18 protein-coding genes are annotated in these 18,233 nt (G+C 62.2%); 4 read left to right on the plus strand and 14 right to left on the minus strand.

The features are described from left to right. Positions 1 to 172: 172 nt before the first annotated feature. The 10 genes from ACIPZ8_RS22250 to ACIPZ8_RS22295 all read right to left on the minus strand — a co-directional run bounded on the left by ACIPZ8_RS22250 (position 173) and on the right by ACIPZ8_RS22295 (position 10,061). Entirely contained in the window at positions 173 to 877 is a 705-nt protein-coding gene (locus ACIPZ8_RS22250; RefSeq protein WP_400727571.1) for a GntR family transcriptional regulator, read from the minus strand. Positions 878 to 1,092: 215 nt separating this feature from the next. After that, positions 1,093 to 2,121 carry a proline racemase family protein gene (locus ACIPZ8_RS22255; protein ID WP_400727574.1) on the minus strand — a complete coding sequence of 343 codons (1,029 nt, stop codon included), beginning with the start codon at positions 2,119 to 2,121 and terminating at the stop codon, positions 1,093 to 1,095. A gap of 10 nt (positions 2,122 to 2,131) precedes the next feature. After that, the gene (locus ACIPZ8_RS22260) at positions 2,132 to 3,613 is read right to left on the minus strand and encodes an aldehyde dehydrogenase family protein (RefSeq protein WP_400727576.1); all 1,482 of its coding nucleotides are present in this window, start codon (positions 3,611 to 3,613) and stop codon (positions 2,132 to 2,134) included. Next, positions 3,610 to 4,890 (minus strand): NAD(P)/FAD-dependent oxidoreductase, encoded by a 1,281-nt coding sequence (locus ACIPZ8_RS22265; protein ID WP_400727579.1) that lies wholly within the window; start codon positions 4,888 to 4,890, stop codon positions 3,610 to 3,612. The genes ACIPZ8_RS22260 and ACIPZ8_RS22265 overlap by 4 nt, the downstream gene beginning before the upstream one ends. A gap of 58 nt (positions 4,891 to 4,948) precedes the next feature. After that, the gene (gene dapA / locus ACIPZ8_RS22270) at positions 4,949 to 5,824 is read right to left on the minus strand and encodes a 4-hydroxy-tetrahydrodipicolinate synthase (protein WP_400727582.1); all 876 of its coding nucleotides are present in this window, start codon (positions 5,822 to 5,824) and stop codon (positions 4,949 to 4,951) included. Between the two features lie 28 nt (positions 5,825 to 5,852). Next, on the minus strand, positions 5,853 to 6,518 hold the full coding sequence (locus ACIPZ8_RS22275) for an amino acid ABC transporter permease (RefSeq protein ID WP_400727584.1): 666 nt from the start codon (positions 6,516 to 6,518) through the stop codon (positions 5,853 to 5,855). Positions 6,519 to 6,528: 10 nt separating this feature from the next. Further along, positions 6,529 to 7,200, minus strand: coding sequence for an amino acid ABC transporter permease (locus ACIPZ8_RS22280; RefSeq protein WP_400727587.1), 672 nt, complete (start codon positions 7,198 to 7,200; stop codon positions 6,529 to 6,531). A 10-nt stretch (positions 7,201 to 7,210) separates the two neighbouring features. Next, positions 7,211 to 8,032, minus strand: coding sequence for an amino acid ABC transporter ATP-binding protein (locus tag ACIPZ8_RS22285; protein WP_400727590.1), 822 nt, complete (start codon positions 8,030 to 8,032; stop codon positions 7,211 to 7,213). A gap of 54 nt (positions 8,033 to 8,086) precedes the next feature. Beyond that, the gene (locus ACIPZ8_RS22290) at positions 8,087 to 9,016 is read right to left on the minus strand and encodes a substrate-binding periplasmic protein (RefSeq protein WP_400727593.1); all 930 of its coding nucleotides are present in this window, start codon (positions 9,014 to 9,016) and stop codon (positions 8,087 to 8,089) included. Positions 9,017 to 9,140: 124 nt separating this feature from the next. Next, positions 9,141 to 10,061, minus strand: coding sequence for a LysR family transcriptional regulator (locus ACIPZ8_RS22295; RefSeq protein ID WP_400727596.1), 921 nt, complete (start codon positions 10,059 to 10,061; stop codon positions 9,141 to 9,143). A gap of 102 nt (positions 10,062 to 10,163) precedes the next feature. Between ACIPZ8_RS22295 and ACIPZ8_RS22300 the strand changes: the two genes are divergently transcribed. The 3 genes from ACIPZ8_RS22300 to ACIPZ8_RS22310 all read left to right on the plus strand — a co-directional run bounded on the left by ACIPZ8_RS22300 (position 10,164) and on the right by ACIPZ8_RS22310 (position 14,503). Continuing rightward, positions 10,164 to 11,510 carry an aspartate aminotransferase family protein gene (locus tag ACIPZ8_RS22300; RefSeq protein ID WP_400727599.1) on the plus strand — a complete coding sequence of 449 codons (1,347 nt, stop codon included), beginning with the start codon at positions 10,164 to 10,166 and terminating at the stop codon, positions 11,508 to 11,510. Between the two features lie 72 nt (positions 11,511 to 11,582). Further along, positions 11,583 to 13,079 (plus strand): CoA-acylating methylmalonate-semialdehyde dehydrogenase, encoded by a 1,497-nt coding sequence (locus ACIPZ8_RS22305; RefSeq protein ID WP_400727602.1) that lies wholly within the window; start codon positions 11,583 to 11,585, stop codon positions 13,077 to 13,079. Positions 13,080 to 13,198: 119 nt separating this feature from the next. After that, positions 13,199 to 14,503 (plus strand): aspartate aminotransferase family protein, encoded by a 1,305-nt coding sequence (locus tag ACIPZ8_RS22310; protein ID WP_400727605.1) that lies wholly within the window; start codon positions 13,199 to 13,201, stop codon positions 14,501 to 14,503. 238 nt (positions 14,504 to 14,741) lie between these two features. Here the strand turns inward: ACIPZ8_RS22310 and ACIPZ8_RS22315 are convergent, their stop codons facing one another. The 3 genes from ACIPZ8_RS22315 to ACIPZ8_RS22325 all read right to left on the minus strand — a co-directional run bounded on the left by ACIPZ8_RS22315 (position 14,742) and on the right by ACIPZ8_RS22325 (position 17,455). Then, entirely contained in the window at positions 14,742 to 15,968 is a 1,227-nt protein-coding gene (locus tag ACIPZ8_RS22315) for a diaminopropionate ammonia-lyase (RefSeq protein WP_400727608.1), read from the minus strand. A 75-nt stretch (positions 15,969 to 16,043) separates the two neighbouring features. Next, positions 16,044 to 17,297 carry a Zn-dependent hydrolase gene (locus ACIPZ8_RS22320; protein WP_400727611.1) on the minus strand — a complete coding sequence of 418 codons (1,254 nt, stop codon included), beginning with the start codon at positions 17,295 to 17,297 and terminating at the stop codon, positions 16,044 to 16,046. Then, positions 17,294 to 17,455: a hypothetical protein gene (locus tag ACIPZ8_RS22325; RefSeq protein ID WP_400727614.1), complete on the minus strand. Its 162-nt coding sequence runs from the start codon at positions 17,453 to 17,455 to the stop codon at positions 17,294 to 17,296. The genes ACIPZ8_RS22320 and ACIPZ8_RS22325 overlap by 4 nt, the downstream gene beginning before the upstream one ends. Positions 17,456 to 17,467: 12 nt before the next feature. Between ACIPZ8_RS22325 and ACIPZ8_RS22330 the strand changes: the two genes are divergently transcribed. Further along, positions 17,468 to 17,938, plus strand: coding sequence for an Lrp/AsnC family transcriptional regulator (locus ACIPZ8_RS22330; RefSeq protein WP_400727617.1), 471 nt, complete (start codon positions 17,468 to 17,470; stop codon positions 17,936 to 17,938). A gap of 67 nt (positions 17,939 to 18,005) precedes the next feature. On the opposite strand, the gene ACIPZ8_RS22335 is transcribed toward ACIPZ8_RS22330, so the two are convergent. Next, a partial coding sequence (locus ACIPZ8_RS22335) for a putative PEP-binding protein (protein ID WP_400727619.1) occupies positions 18,006 to 18,233 on the minus strand: 228 nt, incomplete at its 5' end.

An 18,233-nucleotide genomic window follows, 5' to 3' on the forward strand; every position in this document is an offset into this window, starting at 1 on the left:
GCTTTTCGAGGGGCTGTCAGAAAGCGGGATCAGGCCCGATTTTCAGGCATGCGAATGCCCCTGCGACAAGGCTGGCGCAAGGTGGGAATGCAGCTATGGGTTAACCTCTGCAGTGACGCTGCGGCCCGTCACCCTGGTGATCGAAGGCCGCGTCTTTCGCGGGTTGCAGCGCTCAGCCGACGGACATGCGCGCAGTCAGATTCTGTTGCATGTAGTCGAGGAAGCGCCGCTGGAACAGCATGGTGTGCTCATGCGCGGCCGCTTCCGCTGCATCGGCATCCCGGGAGGCAATCGCCTGGATGATCTCATCGTGGTCGCGGCCCAGGCGATGCGCGCTGGCAGAGCTGACAACATGATCAAAATGCAGGTGCAGCAGGCGCTGACCTTCGCCCAGCAGGCGCTCGTAGTAGTTGATGAAGTACGGGTTGCGCCCGGCGTGGGCAATGGCCATGTGGAACGCCTTGTTCAGTTCGGACATGGCCTGGAAGTCACCCGTCGTCACCGCAGCGAGGTAGGCCGCATCTGCATCCCGGATCGCCTGGAGGTCTTCGGCCCTGTGCTGGGTTGCCGCCAGGCGCGTCACTGCGCGCTGGATCAGGTCCAGGGCGGAGATGTAGTTAGGGAATTCTTCGATCTCGAAAGGCGTGACCAGCGTGGTGCGGTTCGGCAGGATCACCACCAGGCCTTCGGTAATCAGGCGCGCCAGCGCATCGCGCACAGGCGACCGGGAAAGCCCGAATTGAGCCGCCAGGGATACCTCGTCGAGCTGCACGCCCGGCTTCAGTTTCAGGGTCAGGATCTGCTTGCGCAGCTCTTCATAGATGTAGCGCCCGCTGTGCCGACGAGGGCCGCTTTCCGTTTCGTTGTCTTTTGCCATCATCAGGTCTCGGTTGGTCTGACCCGTATCATACAGGTCAGGCCTGATTATTTTTGTGTCTCTGTTGTCGTGGAATCGCTCCAGCGGGAGGCAAGGTCGAACGTACGGCATCCCTGTATTCGGTTGTGGGTGATCGATATTCACCCAGGGGCAACGCCGTCTGGTTTCGAGCGAGGGCACTGTACCCGGCGCAGGCCAGGTACAGTGTGGCAGCGTTACTGACTCAAGCCGACCCCCCAGGTATCACTCAGCATGAAGCCCGCCGCGAGCGGATCGTCCGGGTCCACGCCCAGCTGCTGCAGGCCGTACAGCCAGGCGCGGCCTGTCACCCGCGGCAATACCGCCGGCTTGCCGGCCACCTCGGTGTGGCCGAGCAAGGCCACCTGGAACTGGCCGCCGATGGTCGAGCGCGATACCAGCTGGTCGCCGGCCTGCACCCGCCCCCGTGCCGCCAGGGTGGCCAGGTTGGCCGAGCTGCCGGTGCCACAGGGCGAGCGATCGACCCGCCCGGGTGGCAGGGTGGTGCAGGTCTGGTAGGTGCGATCGTCCAGGCGGTTGCGGAACATCACGTATGCCACTTCGTTGACCGAGGGCAGCAGCGGATGCTGAATGTTCAGCTGGCGATTGATCACGTCCTTCAACGCCACGCCGGCATCGGCCAGGGCGCGGGCATTTTCCGGGGCGATCGACAGGCCGGTCTGGTCGACGTCAATCAAGGCGTAGTAGACGCCGCCAAATGCCACGTCGATGCTGATCGTACCGAATGCTTCGGTTTCGATGGCCAGGTCCAGGTGCTCGACGAACGCGGGCACCATGTCCAGCGAAACGCTCAGGCAGCGGCCGTCGGCGCACTGGGCGCGGGCGGTGACCAGGCCGGCAGGGGTGTCGAGCACCACCGTGGTTTCCGGTTCCTGCATCGGCACCATGCCCAGTTCCAGCAGCGCGGTGACCACGCAGATGCAGTTGCTGCCGGACATCGGGTGGGCCTTGTCCGCCTGCAGCACGATGAAGCCAGCCTGGGCCTCCGGCCGGGTCGGCGGCAACAGCAGGTTGACCGACATCTGCAGGCAGCCGCGTGGCTCCAGCGTCACCAGCCGGCGCAGGCTGTCGTCGACTTCGTTGATGTAGTTCATCTTGTCGAGCATGGTGGCACCCGGGACGCCGATGACGCCCCCGGTGATGACCTTGCCGATCTCGCCTTCGCAGTGCACCTCAGCCAGCTGAAGCGTCTGTTTCCAACGCATGGTCGTTACCTCACTTGATGTACCAGCCCCAAGGCTGTTCGCTGTCGTAGCGGGTGATCTGCTTGGTTTCCAGGTAGTTGTTCAGGCCCCATTCGCCCAGCTCGCGGCCGATGCCACTGGTCTTGTAACCGCCCCACGGTGCTTCGGTAAAGGTCGGTTGCGAGCAGTTGATCCAGACGATGCCGGCGCGGAACTTGCGGGCGACCCGCTCGCAGCGCTCCAGGTCTTTGGACATGACCGCAGCCCCCAGGCCGAACCGCGAGTTGTTGGCTGATTGAACCGCTTCCTCTTCTGTGTCGAACGGACGGATGCAGACCACTGGGCCGAAAATTTCTTCGTTCCAGATCCAGCTGTCTTCCGGTACGTCGGCAAACACGGTCGGTTGCAGGTAGAAACCTTTGTCCAGGTGCGCAGGGCGTTCGCCACCGCAGACCAGGCGCGCGCCTGCTTCCAGCCCGCGGGCGATGGCCTGCAGGGTGCCGTCGTACTGGCTGCGGTTGACCAGCGGGCCAAGCAGCACGCCTTCTTCCATGCCGTTGCCGATCTTGATCTTGCGGGTTTCCTCGGCCAGGCGCTTGAGCAGTGGCTCATAGGCCGAACGCTCGACCAGCACGCGGGAGGTGGCCGAGCAGACTTCACCCTTGTTCCAGAAGATCCCGAACATGATCCACTCGACGGCCTTCTCGATGTCGCTGTCGGCGAAGATCACGAAGGGCGACTTGCCACCCAGCTCCAGGGTCACGTTCTTGATGTCCTGGGCGGCGGCTTGCATGATGCGGCTGCCGACCGGCACGCTGCCGGTGAAGGCCAGCTTGTCCACGCCCGGGTGCGCGGTCAGCGCGGCGCCGACTTTGGAACCCGGGCCGGTGACGATGTTCAGCACACCGGCAGGCAGGCCGGCCTCATCGGCGATGCGGGCCAGCTCCAGCGCGGTCAGCGAGGTCTGTTCGGCGGGCTTGAGGATGATGCTGCAGCCCGCCGCGAGGGCTGGGGCGATCTTCCACGAAGCCATCAGCATCGGGAAGTTCCACGGTACGATCGCACCGGCAACGCCGATCGGTTCCTTGCGGGCGATCGAGCTGAAGCGGTCGTCGGACAGGGTCACATCCTTTTCCCGGTTTCGATCCAGCTCCTCGGCCAGGTAGGCGTAGTAATCGAAGCAGCCTGCGGTATCACCGATGTCCCACATGGCCTCCGGGAATGGCTTGCCGTTGTCGCGCACTTCGATGGTTGCCAGTTCTTCCTGGCGGGCACGGATACCGTCAGCGATCTTGCGCAGGTAGGCGCCACGTTCGGCACCGCTCAGGCGAGGCCATGGGCCCTCGTCGAATGCAGCGCGGGCCGCTTTCACGGCAACATCGATGTCTTCGGCGCAGCCGGATGCCACGGTGGTGATCAGGCTTTCATCGCTCGGGTCGAAGGAATCGAAGCTGCCGCCATTGATCGGGCTGACCCATTGGCCATTGATGTAGAACTGGTCGTAACGGTTCATGCTGTACCTCCAATAAGGGCGAAGCGTCGGGCGCTGAATGCGGTCAGGTTTTGTGCAGGCGTACGGTGGGCGACCAGGTCGGCGACCAGGCGGCCGGTGGTGGCGCCCAAGGTCAGGCCGAGCTGACCGTGGCCGAACGCCATGATCACGTTGTTCAGGCGGGGGGAGCGGTCGATCACCGGCTTGGTATCCGGCAGGAACGGCCGGTAGCCGACACCGAACTCCATCCCCTGGGTGTTGAGTTGCGGCAGCACACGGCGGGCCTTTTCCATGATGATTTCGGCGCGCTTGAAGTTCGGCTCGGCGCCTGGGGCCGCGAACTCGATGGTGCCGCCGATCTGCAGGCCACGGGTCATCGGCGCGAAGCAGAAGCCGCCGTCGGCGTAGATCACCGAATGGCGGATTTCCACGTCCGGTCGGGGCAAGACGGCCTGGTAGCCAGCGATGCCGGCCAGCGGGATGTTCACCCCCAGGCTGTCAAAGAACGGACGGGCGCCGGTGCCTGCGGCGACCACCACGTGATCGGCGGGCAGGCGAGTGCCATCGGCCAGGGTCACGCCGCTGGCGCGGTCATGGTTCTCGTCGATCTTCACGGCGCTCTGGCGCAGGCGCACACCGCCCTGGCTGATGAAACTTTCGGTCAGTGCCGCGATGAACCCTTCGGTGTCGCTGACCGCGCGCCAGTCAGGGAACATCAGGCCATGCTGGAATTTGCCGGCCAGTGCCGGCTCGAGGTCGCCAATGGCCGCGCCATCCAGTTCCTCCGACTTGAAGCCCAGTTGCTTGCGCAGCTCCAGGTGCGGGCGTTCGTGGGCCAGGCCGGCGGGCGAATCGAACACTTCGAGAATCGGTCGATCGCCCAGCAGTGTCTTGTCCGGGCAGGCGTCGAGCAACGGGGCGTAGTCCGCATAGACGTGCTGGGTCAGGCGGGCCATGTCCTGGGCGATCTCATGGATTTTCGATGAGCGGGCGCAGGCCAGGAAACGCAGGAACCAGGGCAGGATGCCGGGCAGCGCGCTCGGGCGCAGGGCCAGGGGGCCTTTCTGGTCAAGCAGCCAGCCTGGGATCTTCATCAGAATGCCAGGTTTGGACAGCGGAATGACTTCACTGACCGCCATCTGACCGCAACTCCACTTGGCGGTACTGTCGCCGGGGGCGGCGGGGTCGATGAGCGTGACCTTGTGGCCCTCGCGCTGCAGGTACAGCGCGCAGCAGACACCGACGATACCGCCGCCGATGACTACGGCGTTCTGCGATGACGATTGTGGGGTGTTCATGAGTCTGTCTCGTATCAAGAGAGGGTGCGAAGGGGCCGCATGGCGGCCCCGTGGAGCATTATTGCTGCGAAGCTTCGAACACTTTGCGGAACTCGGTCTTTTCCTCATCGGTCAGCGGCAGCAGCGGTGCGCGGGCATTGCCGACCTTGAAGCCGGCCAGCTCGGCGCCGTACTTGACCTTCTGCACGAACTTGCCGCTTTCCAGGTTGGCCATGGCCGGGAACAGGCTGCGCATCACCTGCTGGGCACCGCGGATATCGCCGCTGGTGAACGCCTTGTGGAAAGCCACGACCTTCTCCGGGAAGATGTTGGCCGGGCCGCAGATCCAGCTGTCGGCGCCCCACAGGTAGAAGTCCAGGGCCTGGTCATCGGAGCCGCAGGAGAGCTGGATGCCCTTGTACTTCTCGCCGATCTCGATGGCGCGCAGCAGGTTGCCGCTGCTTTCCTTGATGCCGATCACGCGTGGGTGGTCGTTGAGCGCGGCGATCACATCCATGCCGACTTCGACGTTGGTACGGATAGGATAGTTGTAGAGCACCACATTGATCTCGGGGAAGGTCTCGAGAATGGTGTTGTAGTGGGCCAGCAGCTCTTCCTGCGATGGCAGGGCGTAGTAGGGTGGGGCGATCAGCAGGTTGGTGTAGCCGGCATCGACGGTCTGCTTGATCTGTTCCAGCACTTCACGGGTGCATGAGCCGTTGGCGCCAGCGATCAGGGTGCCGCGATCGCCCACCACTTCCTTGACTGTGGCCAGGATCTGGCGGCGCTCTTCGTTGGTCAGTGCGTAGTACTCACCGGTCGAACCCAGTGGTACGAAACCGCTGACACCGGCCTTGAGCTGATGCTCCAGGATCGAGGCCAGGGTGTCGTGGTCGACTTTGCCAGCGGCGTCGAACGGGGTGACCAGGGCGGGCAGGATGCCTTTGAGTTTCATGGTGTTCTCTCCTAGGGGTGGGTAAGAATCAGTAGGCGAAGCGGCGCAGCAGGCGCCCTTCGACCACGCCGACCAGGCGGGTCAGCGGGAATGCGACGAGGAAGTAGATGACCGCCACCGCCGAGAGGAACTCGACCGGGCGGGCGGTGCTGTTGGAAATGTTCTGGCCGACGAACATCAGGTCGGCGACCCCGACCGAGGAGATCAGCGCGCTCTCCTTGAACAGGCTGACCACGTTCGACAGCAGCGGTGGCACCGCGCGCAGCAGGGCCTGCGGGAAGATCACGTAGAGCACCTTGACCTTCGGGCTTAGGCCCAGCGCGGTACAGGCATCGTGCTGTTCGCTGGCGATGGACTTCAGTGCGCCACGGAAGGTCTCGCTGGTGATTGCCCCCATGTACAGGGTCAGGGCGATCAGCACCGACACGTAAGGGGGAATATCCAGGCCGAATACCACAGGGAAGCAGAAGAACACCCAGAACAGCTGGATCAGCAGCGGCGTGCCACGGAAAAACTCCACGTACAGCGTCAGTGGCAGGCGCACCAGCTTCAGCTTCACCTGGCGCAGCAGGCTGACCACGAAGCCGAGCAGGCTGCCCAGCACGGCGCAGACACCGGTGAAGGCCAGCGTCAGGGCCAGGCCTTTGAGCAGCACCGGCCAGTAGCCCAGAACAACCGAGAAATCGAGTGGCATGGTGGGCTCCTCAGCGTTGGCCGGCCAGTTCCTGACGACGCTCGAACCACTGCACCAGCTGCGCGATCGGCAGCGACAGGGCGAAGTAGATCAAGGCGATCAGGGTGTAGGTTTCAAGGGGACGATAGGCCTCGGTGGCCAGGCTCTTGCCGATGTACATCAGATCGGCGACTGCGACGATGGCCACCAGCGCGCTTTGTTGCAGGGTGCCGATGCCATTGGTGATCAGCACCGGCAGGGCACTGCGCAGCGACTGCGGCAGGATCACGTAGACCGTCCGTTGCCAGTTCTTCAGGCCAAGCGCGATCGAGGCATCCAGGTGTTCGCGTGGCACAGCCTGAACACCGGCCCGATAGGCTTCGGCGTTGAATGCCGTGAGGTTCAGCCCCAGCGCCAGGAAACCCATGGCAATCGGGTCGATGAACACGTCGAACAGCATCGGCACGCAATAGAAGAACCAGACGATCTGCAGCAGCGCCGGGGTGCAGCGGAAAAACTCGATGAACAGTTGCGCCGGCCAACGCACGAAGAACCAGCGGCTCAGTGTCATCAGGCACAACAGGAAGCCGCAGGTCAGGCCGATGAGGTTCGAGACCAGCGCCAGTTCCAGCGTCACCTTCAGCCCGTCGAGCAGCGCCGGCAGGCTGCCGCTCAGGAAATGGAAGTCGAATTGGTAGTTCATGGCCAGGCCCTCAATCGAACTGCACGACTTTCTCGAGGAACTCGCGGGTGCGGGCCTCGCGAGGCTGGGTGAAGATCTGTTCGGGCGGCCCTTGCTCGACCACCTTGCCGTTGGCGCAGAACACCACGCGGGTGGCGATATGCCGGGCGAAGTGCATGTCGTGGGTAACGATGATCATGGCCATCTTCTGTTCGGCCAGTTGCAGCATCACGTTCTGCACTTCGATGACCATTTCCGGGTCCAGCGCCGAGGTGACTTCATCGAACAGCATCAGGCGCGGTTCGAGCATCAGTGCCCTGGCGATCGCCACGCGCTGCTTCTGCCCGCCGGACAGCTGGCTGGGGTAGGCGTGCAGCTTGCTTTCCAGGCCCAGGCGAGCGAGGTAGGCGCGGGCCTTTTCGGTGGCTTCGGCCTTGCTCAGGCCATGCACCTTCACGGGCGCCAGGATCAGGTTGCCCAGCACCGACAGGTGCGGGAACAGCGTGTAGTGCTGGAACACCATGCCGATCTGCTTGTGCAGGTGCTCATCCAGCGGCTTGCCCTGTTTGCGGCTGCCATCGATGTAGGGTTTGCCCTGGAACTGGATGCTGCCGCCCTGGATGCCTTCAAGGCCCATCAGCACACGCAGCAACGAGCTTTTGCCGCTGCCGGACGGGCCGATGATCACCAGGCGGTCGTCGGCGCGCATGTCGAGGTTCATCCCGTCCATCACCACCAGCTGCTCGGAATAGGCCTTGCGTACCTGTTGAAGTTGGATGAAGCAGCCGCCCTGGGCGGAATTCGGGGTGAGCGAAGCCTGTGGCTGGGAAGCCACCAAATGGGGAGTGGTCATTACAGTTCTCTCCGCGAAGGCTCCCTTGGCCGGGGCCCTCGACGCGTCAAGGAGTTACTGGGCTTTGTTGCCCGCAATGATCTGGGCGGAGGCTTTGTCCACCAGCTTGTCGATCTCACCGCTTTCACGGCGCTGCGTCAGGTAGGCGTCGAGCTCAGCCATGTCCTCGGGGGGCGTCTGCAGGGCAAGGGCAAAGGACACACCTTGTTTGGCCAGAGCAGGTACCGGAAGCACCTCGTTGGCCCAGTCGTTGGCCATGGCGAACAAATGGTTGGTGTCATTGGCGTCGGCGAGGATGTCGGCACGCTTGGACATCAGCGCCATGCGGGTTTCATCGGAGCCGGGGAGGCGCATGAGCGTGGCACTTTTGATGGCTGCCGAGACCGCCTTGTCAGCTGCCGTCCCGGAGATCACGGCGATGGTCACGCCGGGCTTGTCGTAGTCGCTCAGGCTGTTGCCGGCACCGCTGAACTTGGGGTTCTTCCTGTTCACCAGCAACGAGATCTGATAGTCGGTGGCGGGTACCGAAAACGCCACTGCCTTGGCGCGTTCAGGTGTCTTGTTGAGCGCCATCGCCATGTCCCATTTGCCGCTCTGCAGCCCGGCCACCTGATTGTCCCAGCTGGTGTCGACAAACTGCGCCTTGACCTTCAGCACGTTTTCGGCGAAGTCGCGGCAAAGGTCGACGAAGAACCCGCTGTATTGGCCAGTGGCGGGATCGCGCATCACATACGGGGCGGCAACCGCTGCGCCGCAGCGAAGCACGCCTGCGTGCTGGACACTTTGCCAGGTCTGGTTTTCGGCTTGAGCGATCGGCTGCATGAGCCAAAGCGCTGCGGTGAGGCTGGCAATGCCGCTCATTTTGCGTGAAAGGAACCGTGCCATTTCAAATCTCTCCGGTGAGTTGTTCTTGTAGACAGAAGAGCAAGCGAATAACGAGAGCTGTGTTTTTGTTTGAGTGCTGCAATGTGTGCAGCGATGCATTCAGGCTATTGCGATTTCCCGCTGCATGTCAACACGGGCCAAATAATTTTTTGAAGCAAAAACGCCCTCGATCACTGCGCAAATGATCGAAGGCGTCGGAGAGATTTGCCGGGAGGGGGTGAAGCTAGGCGGGGCTGCCGGTCAGCTGCAGTGCGTCGATGAAGCGCTCGAGAATGAGGTTTTGCCGGCGCCCCTTGCGGGTTGCAATTGCCAGCTTCGAATCGAAGTACAGGCGACTGGGGTCCAGAGGCGCCATCAGGCCTTTCTCCACCCAGGTCGCGGCGTAGTGGTCGGGCAGGAAGCCGATGTAGCTGCCGGTGAGGATCAGGAAGGCGATGCCTTCCCGGTCCGTTGCCGAGGCGGCGAAGTTCAGCAGCTGATGCAGGCCGATCGCTTCGGCGGTCATGCGGTAGACGGGAATGACGGCGTCTGCCTGGGCAAGTTGCTCGTCGGTAACCGAGGCGGCGCAGGCGTACAGCGGGTGCTCATGGCTGCAGTAGAGGTTGGACCGTTCCTCGTACAGCAGGCTGTAGTCCAGGCCTGAAAGCGGCGTGATCAACGGCACGGCGCCGACATGCAAGCGGCCATCGAGCAGGCCGCGCTCGATCTCGCCAGGTGTGCTCATGCTGAGGTTGATGCGAACCCCGCTGCCTTCGGCCCTGACGGCCTTGAGGGCATGGGTGATGCGCATCTTGGGTTGGGTGACCAGGTTGTTCACGATCGCTACGTTCAGGTCGCCGCGCAACTGCTGGTGCATCTGGTTCACTTCGCTGCGAAAGCCCTCGATGGCGACCAGGACGGTCTCACTGGCGCGCAGTACCTCACGGCCTTCATCGGTCAGGGCGAAGCCCGCTCTACCGCGCTGACAAAGGCGCATGCCCAGGCGTTTTTCCAGGTCGCCCATGTGCAGGCTGATGGCCGAGCGGGTGATGCCCAGCACGCTTTCCGCACCGGAAAAACTCCCGCACTCGGCCACTGTCTTGAAAACCCGTAGCAACCTCAGGTCGAAATCACTGACTTGATGCAAGGGTGTTTTTTTTGTCATGCGTGAGTAATCCGATAACTGACGTAAAGAAAATACAGATTTAACGCACATTACCCTTGGGTTCAAGCTAGGTCGCATCAAACCAGCTCAGGATCCACCGCCATGAATCAGGCCCTGCAAGCACGTCTTCCCTTGGCCAGTGGGCTTCAGCTGGCTTCCCACTGGATGCCGTTTACTTCGAATCGCAATTTCCAGAAGGATCCGCGCTTCATTGTCGGTGCCAAGGGCAACTGGCTGATCGATGAGCAAGGGCGGGAGGTGTTCGATAGCCTCTCCGGCCTGTGGACATGCGGTGCGGGCCATGCGCGCCAGGAAATAGCTGATGCTGTGGCAAGGCAACTGGTGACGCTGGATTACTCACCGGCATTCCAGTATGGCCACCCGCTGTCCTTCAAGCTGGCAGAGCGGATCGCCAGCCTGCTGCCGGGTGACCTCAACCACGTGTTTTTCACGGGCTCCGGCTCGGAATGTGCTGACACCTCGATCAAGATGGCTCGCGCCTACTGGCGACTGAAAGGGCAGCCGCAGAAGACCCGCTTGATCGGCCGTGCCCGTGGCTACCATGGGGTGAACGTTGCAGGCACTTCGCTGGGTGGCATCGGCGGCAACCGCAAGATGTTCGGCCAGTTGCTGGACGTTGATCACCTGCCGCACACGCTGCAGCCCGAGCTGGCCTTTACCAAGGGGGCTGCCGAAACCGGCGGCGTGGCGCTGGCCAATGAACTGCTCAAGCTGATCGAACTGCATGACGCCTCGAACATCGCTGCAGTCATTGTCGAGCCGATGTCTGGCTCGGCCGGTGTCATCGTGCCGCCGCAAGGCTACTTGCAGCGCCTGCGGGAAATCTGCAATCAGCATGACATCCTGCTGATCTTCGATGAGGTCATCACGGCATTCGGGCGGATGGGCGCCATGAGTGGCGCCGAGTATTTCGGTGTAACGCCCGACCTGATGAACGTGGCCAAGCAAGTCAGCAACGGCGCCATTCCAATGGGCGCGGTGATTGCCAGCAGCAAGATCTACGATGCGTTCATGTATCAGGCATCCCCTGAATACGCGGTCGAGTTTGCCCATGGCTATACCTACTCGGCCCATCCGGTCGCCTGTGCTGCCGCCCTGGCGACCCTGGACCTGCTGGAAAAGGACAGCCTGGTCCAGCAGTCGGCCGAGCTGGCGCCACATTTTGAAAAAGCCATTCACGGGCTCAAGGGCGCCAGTCATGTCGTCGACATCCGCAATTGCGGGCTGGCCGGGGCGCTGCAAATTGCCCCGCGTGATGGAGATGCCATCGTTCGCCCGTTCGAGGCGGGCATGGCGCTGTGGAAAGCGGGGTTCTACGTGCGCTTTGGCGGCGACACCTTGCAGTTCGGCCCAACCTTCAATACCCAACCCCAGCAACTGGATCGCTTGTTCGATGCCGTGGGCGAGGCCCTGCACGGCATCAACTGAACGACTGCCCCTGCCTGGTGGGGGCGCTTCTTTATACAGACACAGCTTGTGACCAAGCTTTGAGGAACGAAGATGCACACTATCAAGCACTTGATCCACGGTGAACACGTCGCAGACGATGCCCGCACCACCGACGTGTTCAACCCCTCCACGGGTCAGGCGATCCACACGCTTGGCCTGGCCAGCCGTGCCACGGTACAGAAGGCCATCGACTCTGCCCAGGCGGCGTTCCCGGCGTGGCGCAATACCCCGCCGGCCAAGCGTGCCCAGGTGATGTTCCGTTTCAAGCAGCTTCTTGAGGCGAACGAGCAGCGCATCGCGCAACTGATCAGCGAAGAACACGGCAAGACCATTGAAGATGCCGTGGGTGAACTCAAGCGCGGCATCGAGAACGTCGAGTTCGCGTCCGCTGCCCCAGAGATCCTCAAGGGCGAGTACAGCCGCAACGTCGGCCCGAACATCGATGCCTGGTCTGATCTGCAGCCAATCGGAGTGGTGGCTGGCATCACCCCGTTCAACTTCCCGGCCATGGTGCCGCTGTGGATGTACCCGCTGGCCATTGCCTGTGGCAACTGCTTCATCCTCAAGCCCTCCGAGCGTGACCCAAGCTCGACCCTGTTGATCGCCGAACTGCTGCACGAAGCCGGCCTGCCAAAGGGTGTGCTGAACGTGGTGCATGGCGACAAGGAAGCTGTCGATGCGCTGATTGAAGCACCTGAAGTCAAAGCGCTGAGCTTTGTCGGCTCGACCCCGATCGCCGAATACATCTATGCCGAGGGCACCAAGCGCGGCAAGCGCGTGCAGGCACTGGGTGGCGCCAAGAACCACGCGGTACTGATGCCAGACGCCGAGCTGGACAATGCCGTCAGCGCACTCATGGGTGCCGCCTACGGTTCGTGCGGTGAGCGCTGCATGGCCATCTCGGTGGCAGTCTGCGTGGGTGACCAGGTGGCCGATGCGCTGATCGCCAAGCTCGAGCCGCAGATCAAGGCGCTGAAGATCGGCGCAGGCACGTCCTGCGGCCTGGACATGGGCCCGCTGGTCACTGCTGCTGCGCGTGACAAAGTGCTGGGCTACATCGATGACGGCGTGGCTGCGGGTGCCAAGGTGGTTGTCGATGGCCGTGGCTTCAAGGTTGCGGGCCATGAGGATGGCTACTTCGTCGGCGGTACCTTGTTCGACCGCGTGACCCCGGAAATGCGCATCTACAAGGAAGAGATCTTCGGCCCGGTACTGTGCGTCGTCCGCGTGAGCAGCCTTGAAGCAGCCATCAAGCTGATCAACGACCATGAATACGGCAACGGCACCTGCATCTTCACCCGTGACGGTGAGTCGGCACGCCTGTTCTGCGACGAGATCGAAGTGGGGATGGTGGGCGTCAACGTACCGCTGCCGGTACCCGTGAGCTATCACAGCTTCGGCGGCTGGAAACGCTCGCTGTTCGGTGACCTGCACGCCTATGGCCCGGACGGTGTGCGCTTCTACACCCGCAAGAAGGCGATCACTCAGCGCTGGCCGAAACGCACCAGCCACGAGGCCGCTCAATTTGCTTTCCCTAGCAATAGCTAAGGCAAGCCCCTGGTTCGGATGCCTGCGTCGTTCACTGTTCTGACGGAGAACCGCGATGACGCAGGCGTTCGTCACCCTTCAAGTGTCTGGATCTCTTTATAAACAGGTCGACAAGCATCATGGCGATTACCAATCAATACGTGAAAGATCTCGATCGCGAGTACGTCTTCCACTCGTGGTCTACCCAAGGAACACTCAACCCTCTGGTGATCGCCGGCGGTGAGGGTAGTACTGTCTGGGACTACGATGGCAAGCGTTACCTGGACTTCTCCAGCCAGCTGATCAACACCAACCTGGGGCATCAGCACCCGGCGGTCATCGCGGCTATCCAGGAGCAAGCCGGCGCTCTGGCCACCATTGCCCCGGCAACGGCCAACCTGGTGCGCGGCGAAGCTGCCAAGCGCATCATCGAGCAGGCCCCCGCCGGTTTCAGGAAAGTCTTCTTCACCAACGGTGGCGCTGACGCCAACGAAAACGCGATGCGCATGGCGCGCCTGTTCACCGGCCGCGACAAGGTGCTGTCTTCCTACCGCTCCTATCACGGCAACACCGGCTCGGCGATCGTCGCCACCGGCGACCCGCGCCGCGTGCCGAACGAGTACGCCCGTGGCCACGTGCACTTCTTTACCCCGTATCTGTACCGCAGCGAATTCAACGCCCAGACCGAGGCGGAAGAAACCGCACGAGGATTGCAGCACCTGCGCCGGGTAATCGAGTGTGAAGGTGCGAATTCGATCGCAGCGATTCTCCTCGAAAGCCTGCCGGGTACTGCCGGGGTGCTGGTGACCCCGGCTGCCTACATGCAGGGCGTGCGCGAGCTGGCCAACGAGTTCGGCATCATGCTGATCCTCGACGAAGTGATGGCGGGCTTCGGCCGTACCGGCAAATGGTTTGCCTTCGAGCACTATGGCGTCGTGCCGGACCTCATCACCTTCGCCAAGGGGGTGAACTCTGGTTACGTGCCTGTCGGCGGCGTGGTGATTTCGGAGCAACTGAGCAGCTACTTCGACACCCACTACTTCCCGGGCGGCCTGACGTACTCCGGGCACCCGCTGGCCATGGCTTCAATCGTCGCCTCGATCGACACCATGCGTACAGAGCGCGTGGTGGAGAACGCCCGGGAAATCGGCGAGAAGCACCTGGGCCCGCGTCTGCGTGAGCTGCAGCAGCGACACCCGGCCATTGGCGAAGTCCGTGGCGCCGGCGTCTTCTGGGCCCTGGAGTTCGTCAGCGACAAGGCCACCCGCGCGCCGCTGGCTGCACAAACCATGCTGGCGCTGAAGAACAAGCTGTTGGAGCAGGGCTTGCTGCCGTTCGTGGTTGAAAACCGCATTCACGTGGCACCCCCTTGCGTTATCACGGCTGAAGAAGTCGAGGCAGGCGTCGCCATTCTGGATGAAGTCATCGGCTCGATCCTGGGCTGAGTGCTCATCGCCTCGCTTCTGCTTACCCGCAGACGTCACTGCGGTTGCTTGTAACTTTCATGGATTGCAGTTTCTCACCCTTGTCGAAGGCTTCGGCTTGAGACTTTTGCCGCCTCCACGCTGGGCGGCCTTTTATTTCTGCAAACAGGAGCCAGGCTTGGCCTGGCTTTTGTTTCACATTGGGGCTGCCAAGGCTGGCGGCGGGCACTCTGCAGCGAGCATCAGGAAAGGGCAGCCATCAGGTGCGGGCTAGCCAATCCTCTTGACGCTTGAGTACCGAGTCGCTCGACTCGCCCACCAGTGCCTGGTAAACGCCCGGGGCCGTTGCACCCTCGGTACTGATCAGCAACACGCGCGATTGCCCATCGAGCCCGACGTCCGCAGCCAGGCTGGGGGTGTGCATCAGCCGGGTCAGGGCAGAAAGGCCCGCTACCGCTGACTCACCCGCAACCAGCGGAATGTCTTGCGGGCTGCCTTGAGCCAGTCGCTTCATCGATGCCACGGCTTCGTCATCCTCGATGGTCATGAAGAAGTCGACGCACGGCTGCAGGAACTGCCAGGCCAGCGGGGAGGTTTCACCGCAGGCCAGGCCTGCCATCACGGAATCCACCGAGCCGGTTGCCTTGGCTGCCTTGCCGGACTTTGCGCTCTGATACAGGCAGTCCGCTTGCGCCGGCTCAACAACGATGAAGGCAGGGCGTTGCTCGGCAAAGTGCTCCCACAGGTAGCTGGCAATACCCGCGGCCAGGCCGCCCACGCCGCCTTGCAGGAATACGTGGGTAAACGGCGGCCGTGGGGTGCGCTGTGCTTGCAGGTCTTCAATGATCTCGGCGGGAATGGTGCCGTAGCCTTGCATGACATCCCTGGGGATAGCCTGATAGCCCTCGTACGAGGTATCAGATACGACCCGCCAGCGGTTGCGCTCTGCCAGGCTGGCCGCTTCCTCGACAGATTCGTCATAGTTGCCGGTGATGCGCACGATCTGTGCGCCATAGGCAGCGATGGCCGTCTCTCGCTCGACGCTGACGTTGGCATGCAGCACGATCACGCAGCGGCAGCCAATACTCTGGGCTGCGGCCGCCAATGCACGTCCGTGGTTGCCATCGGTAGCACTGATGACAGTGAAGTCGGCCAGTTCGGCTGCATGCTTGCCGGCAAACAGGTCTGCAGCGTTGAACTGGCGTTCGGCGAAGGTACGCATGATCAGGCGCACCAAGGCGATCGGGGCGCCGAGCGCCTTGAAACTGCCCAGTTGCGAACGCACCGATTCATCTTTGACCCATACCTGGGCCACGCCCAGTTCACTGGCAAGACCTGGCAGGTCATGCAGCGGAGTGCCTTTGGCATTGATGCTCGACCACTGGCCAAGCCACTGGCGACTTTCGTTGGCACTGGCGATGCTCATGATCCGCTTGAGGTCATCAGGGTAGGGTTGGCGGGTTACGTTCGGGTTCGCTAACAGCATTTCGGACTCCAATGACAGGCAAAGTGGGGCCACTGCCGCCGGTGATCACCGGCGGGCACAAGTGGGCAAGGGGGATCAGCGAGGCGTGGACAGGCGCCGCTGGACGACATCCAGCAGCACTTGAGCGCCGTTGAGCAGCTGTTCGTCGTCGGTATGTTCGCGGGGGTTGTGGCTGATGCCGCCGCGGCTGGGCACGAAGATCATGGCGGCAGGTGCAATGCGGGCGATCATCTGCGCATCGTGGCCCGCGCCTGAGGTCATGCGGCGGTGACTGAGACCAAGGCGTCGGGCAGAGGCTTCGATGGCATTGGCCAGGGATGGGTCAAAGGTCACAGGTTGGAATCGCACCAGTTGCTCGGTTTCGATCGACACGCCTTCTTCTTCGGCAATGTCTGCCAGGCGTGCGGCGAGCTGTTGTTCAGCCTGGATCAGTCGGCTTTCGTCTGGGTCCCTGAGGTCGACAGTGAAGCTGGCACGACGCGGGATAACGTTGATTACATTGGGCTCGAAGGCCATGCAGCCGACAGTCGCGAGCGTGGTGCCGCTGCCTTTGGCGAGGTGGCGCAACTCGGTGCTGATGGCGCAGGCCACATAGCCAGCATCGTGCCGCAGGCGGGTAGGGGTAGTGCCCGCGTGGTTGGCATTGCCTTTTACCGTCACCCGCTGCCAGGAAATGCCCTGCAGATTTTCCACCACGCCGATCAAGGTGTTTTCCGCCTCCAGGATGGGGCCTTGTTCGATGTGCAGCTCCAGGTATTCGTGGGGCACCATGGCGCCCGGTTCCAACTCGCCGGCATAGCCGATGCGGGCAAGCTCATCACCCAGGCGGCTGTTGTCGGTGCCCACGGTGTCCAGAGCGGCTTCGACGCTCAAGCCGCCGGCATACACCAGCGAGCCCATCATGTCTGGTTGGTAGCGCACGCCTTCCTCGTTGGTGAAGGCGCCCACGGTGATGGTGCGCGGTGGCAACACGCCAGCCTCGCGGTATGCCCGTTGTACGGCCAGCCCGGCCAGCACACCGTAGCAGCCGTCCAGGGCCCCGGCGTTGGTAACCGTGTCGATATGCGAACCCATCATGAAGGGGCGTTGGTGTCCGGTGTCGCTTGCGCAGCGAAGCGAGCCAAAGATATTGCCGATGCGATCAACCTGAATGTCCAGTTCAAGCTCGCGCATCCACGCCACCAATTGATCACGCCCGGCTTTTTCCGCATCGCTGAGTGCGATGCGCGTCCTGCCACCTTGGGCCAGGTCGGCACCGATATCGCCCAGGGTCCTGATCTGCTGAAGAAGCTTCGCACCATTCAATTGCAAGCCAGGCACATTGGTCATTTTTTATCTCCCCAGTGCGAAGGGCGGATGCCGCAACGTTCGCGTTGTTTATCTTTGGTCAGGTAAAAATGATATTCCATCGATGGTGTATGAAAGCTTGATTTTGTGCCTGTTTGCGTAGTTTTATTGCGTTTTGTCGCTTGAACTGATGGATTCATTACGAGTTGACCATGAGCCTCGATTCCTTTGACCGTGCCTTGCTGGAGGCGGTCCAGCGTGATGCAACAACCTCCCAGATCGATCTTGGCGAGCAGGTGAGTCTCTCCTCTGCGGCGGTCAATCGGCGATTGAAGCGATTGGGCAGCGAAGGGGTCATTCAGCGCACGGTGGCGCAGGTGAACCCTGCGAGCCTGGGTTACATGCTGACCGTCATCACCGAGATCGAGGTAGAAAGTGAGCGGTTGGAGCTGCTGGACGAAATGAAAAGGAGTTTCATGGCGTGCCCGCAGGTTCAACAGTGCTACTACGTGGCAGGCGAGTGTGATTTTGTGCTGATCATGCTGGTCAGGAACATGGAGCAGTACACGCAATTGACCAGGGCGCTGTTTTTCCAGAGCAACAACGTCAAACGCTTCAAGACATTGGTTTCAATGAGCAATGTCAAAACCGGGCTCGCTGTGCCGACCGACCTCGAAGGCTAGGACTGGAACGAGGCGGGGGCAACTGTCGTTGCCCCCGCCCGCTGATGCTGAACCTGCCTGCTACCCGTTATCGCTGGGCGAAGGCCGCCAGGGCTTCCAGCGTTGAGGGCTCCATGGTTTTCGTTTCTTCATCCTCCGCCAGGAACAGCCAGGTCTCGATCACCGAGTCCGGGTTCAGCGACACGCTGTCTATACCTTGCTCCATCAGCCACTTGGCCAGGTCCGGGTGGTCCGATGGGCCCTGGCCGCAGATGCCGATGTACTTGCCAGCCTTGTTGCACGCCTGGATGGCGTT

Source organism: Pseudomonas sp. NPDC089422 (genome assembly GCF_044749405.1).
Lineage (GTDB): Bacteria > Pseudomonadota > Gammaproteobacteria > Pseudomonadales > Pseudomonadaceae > Aquipseudomonas.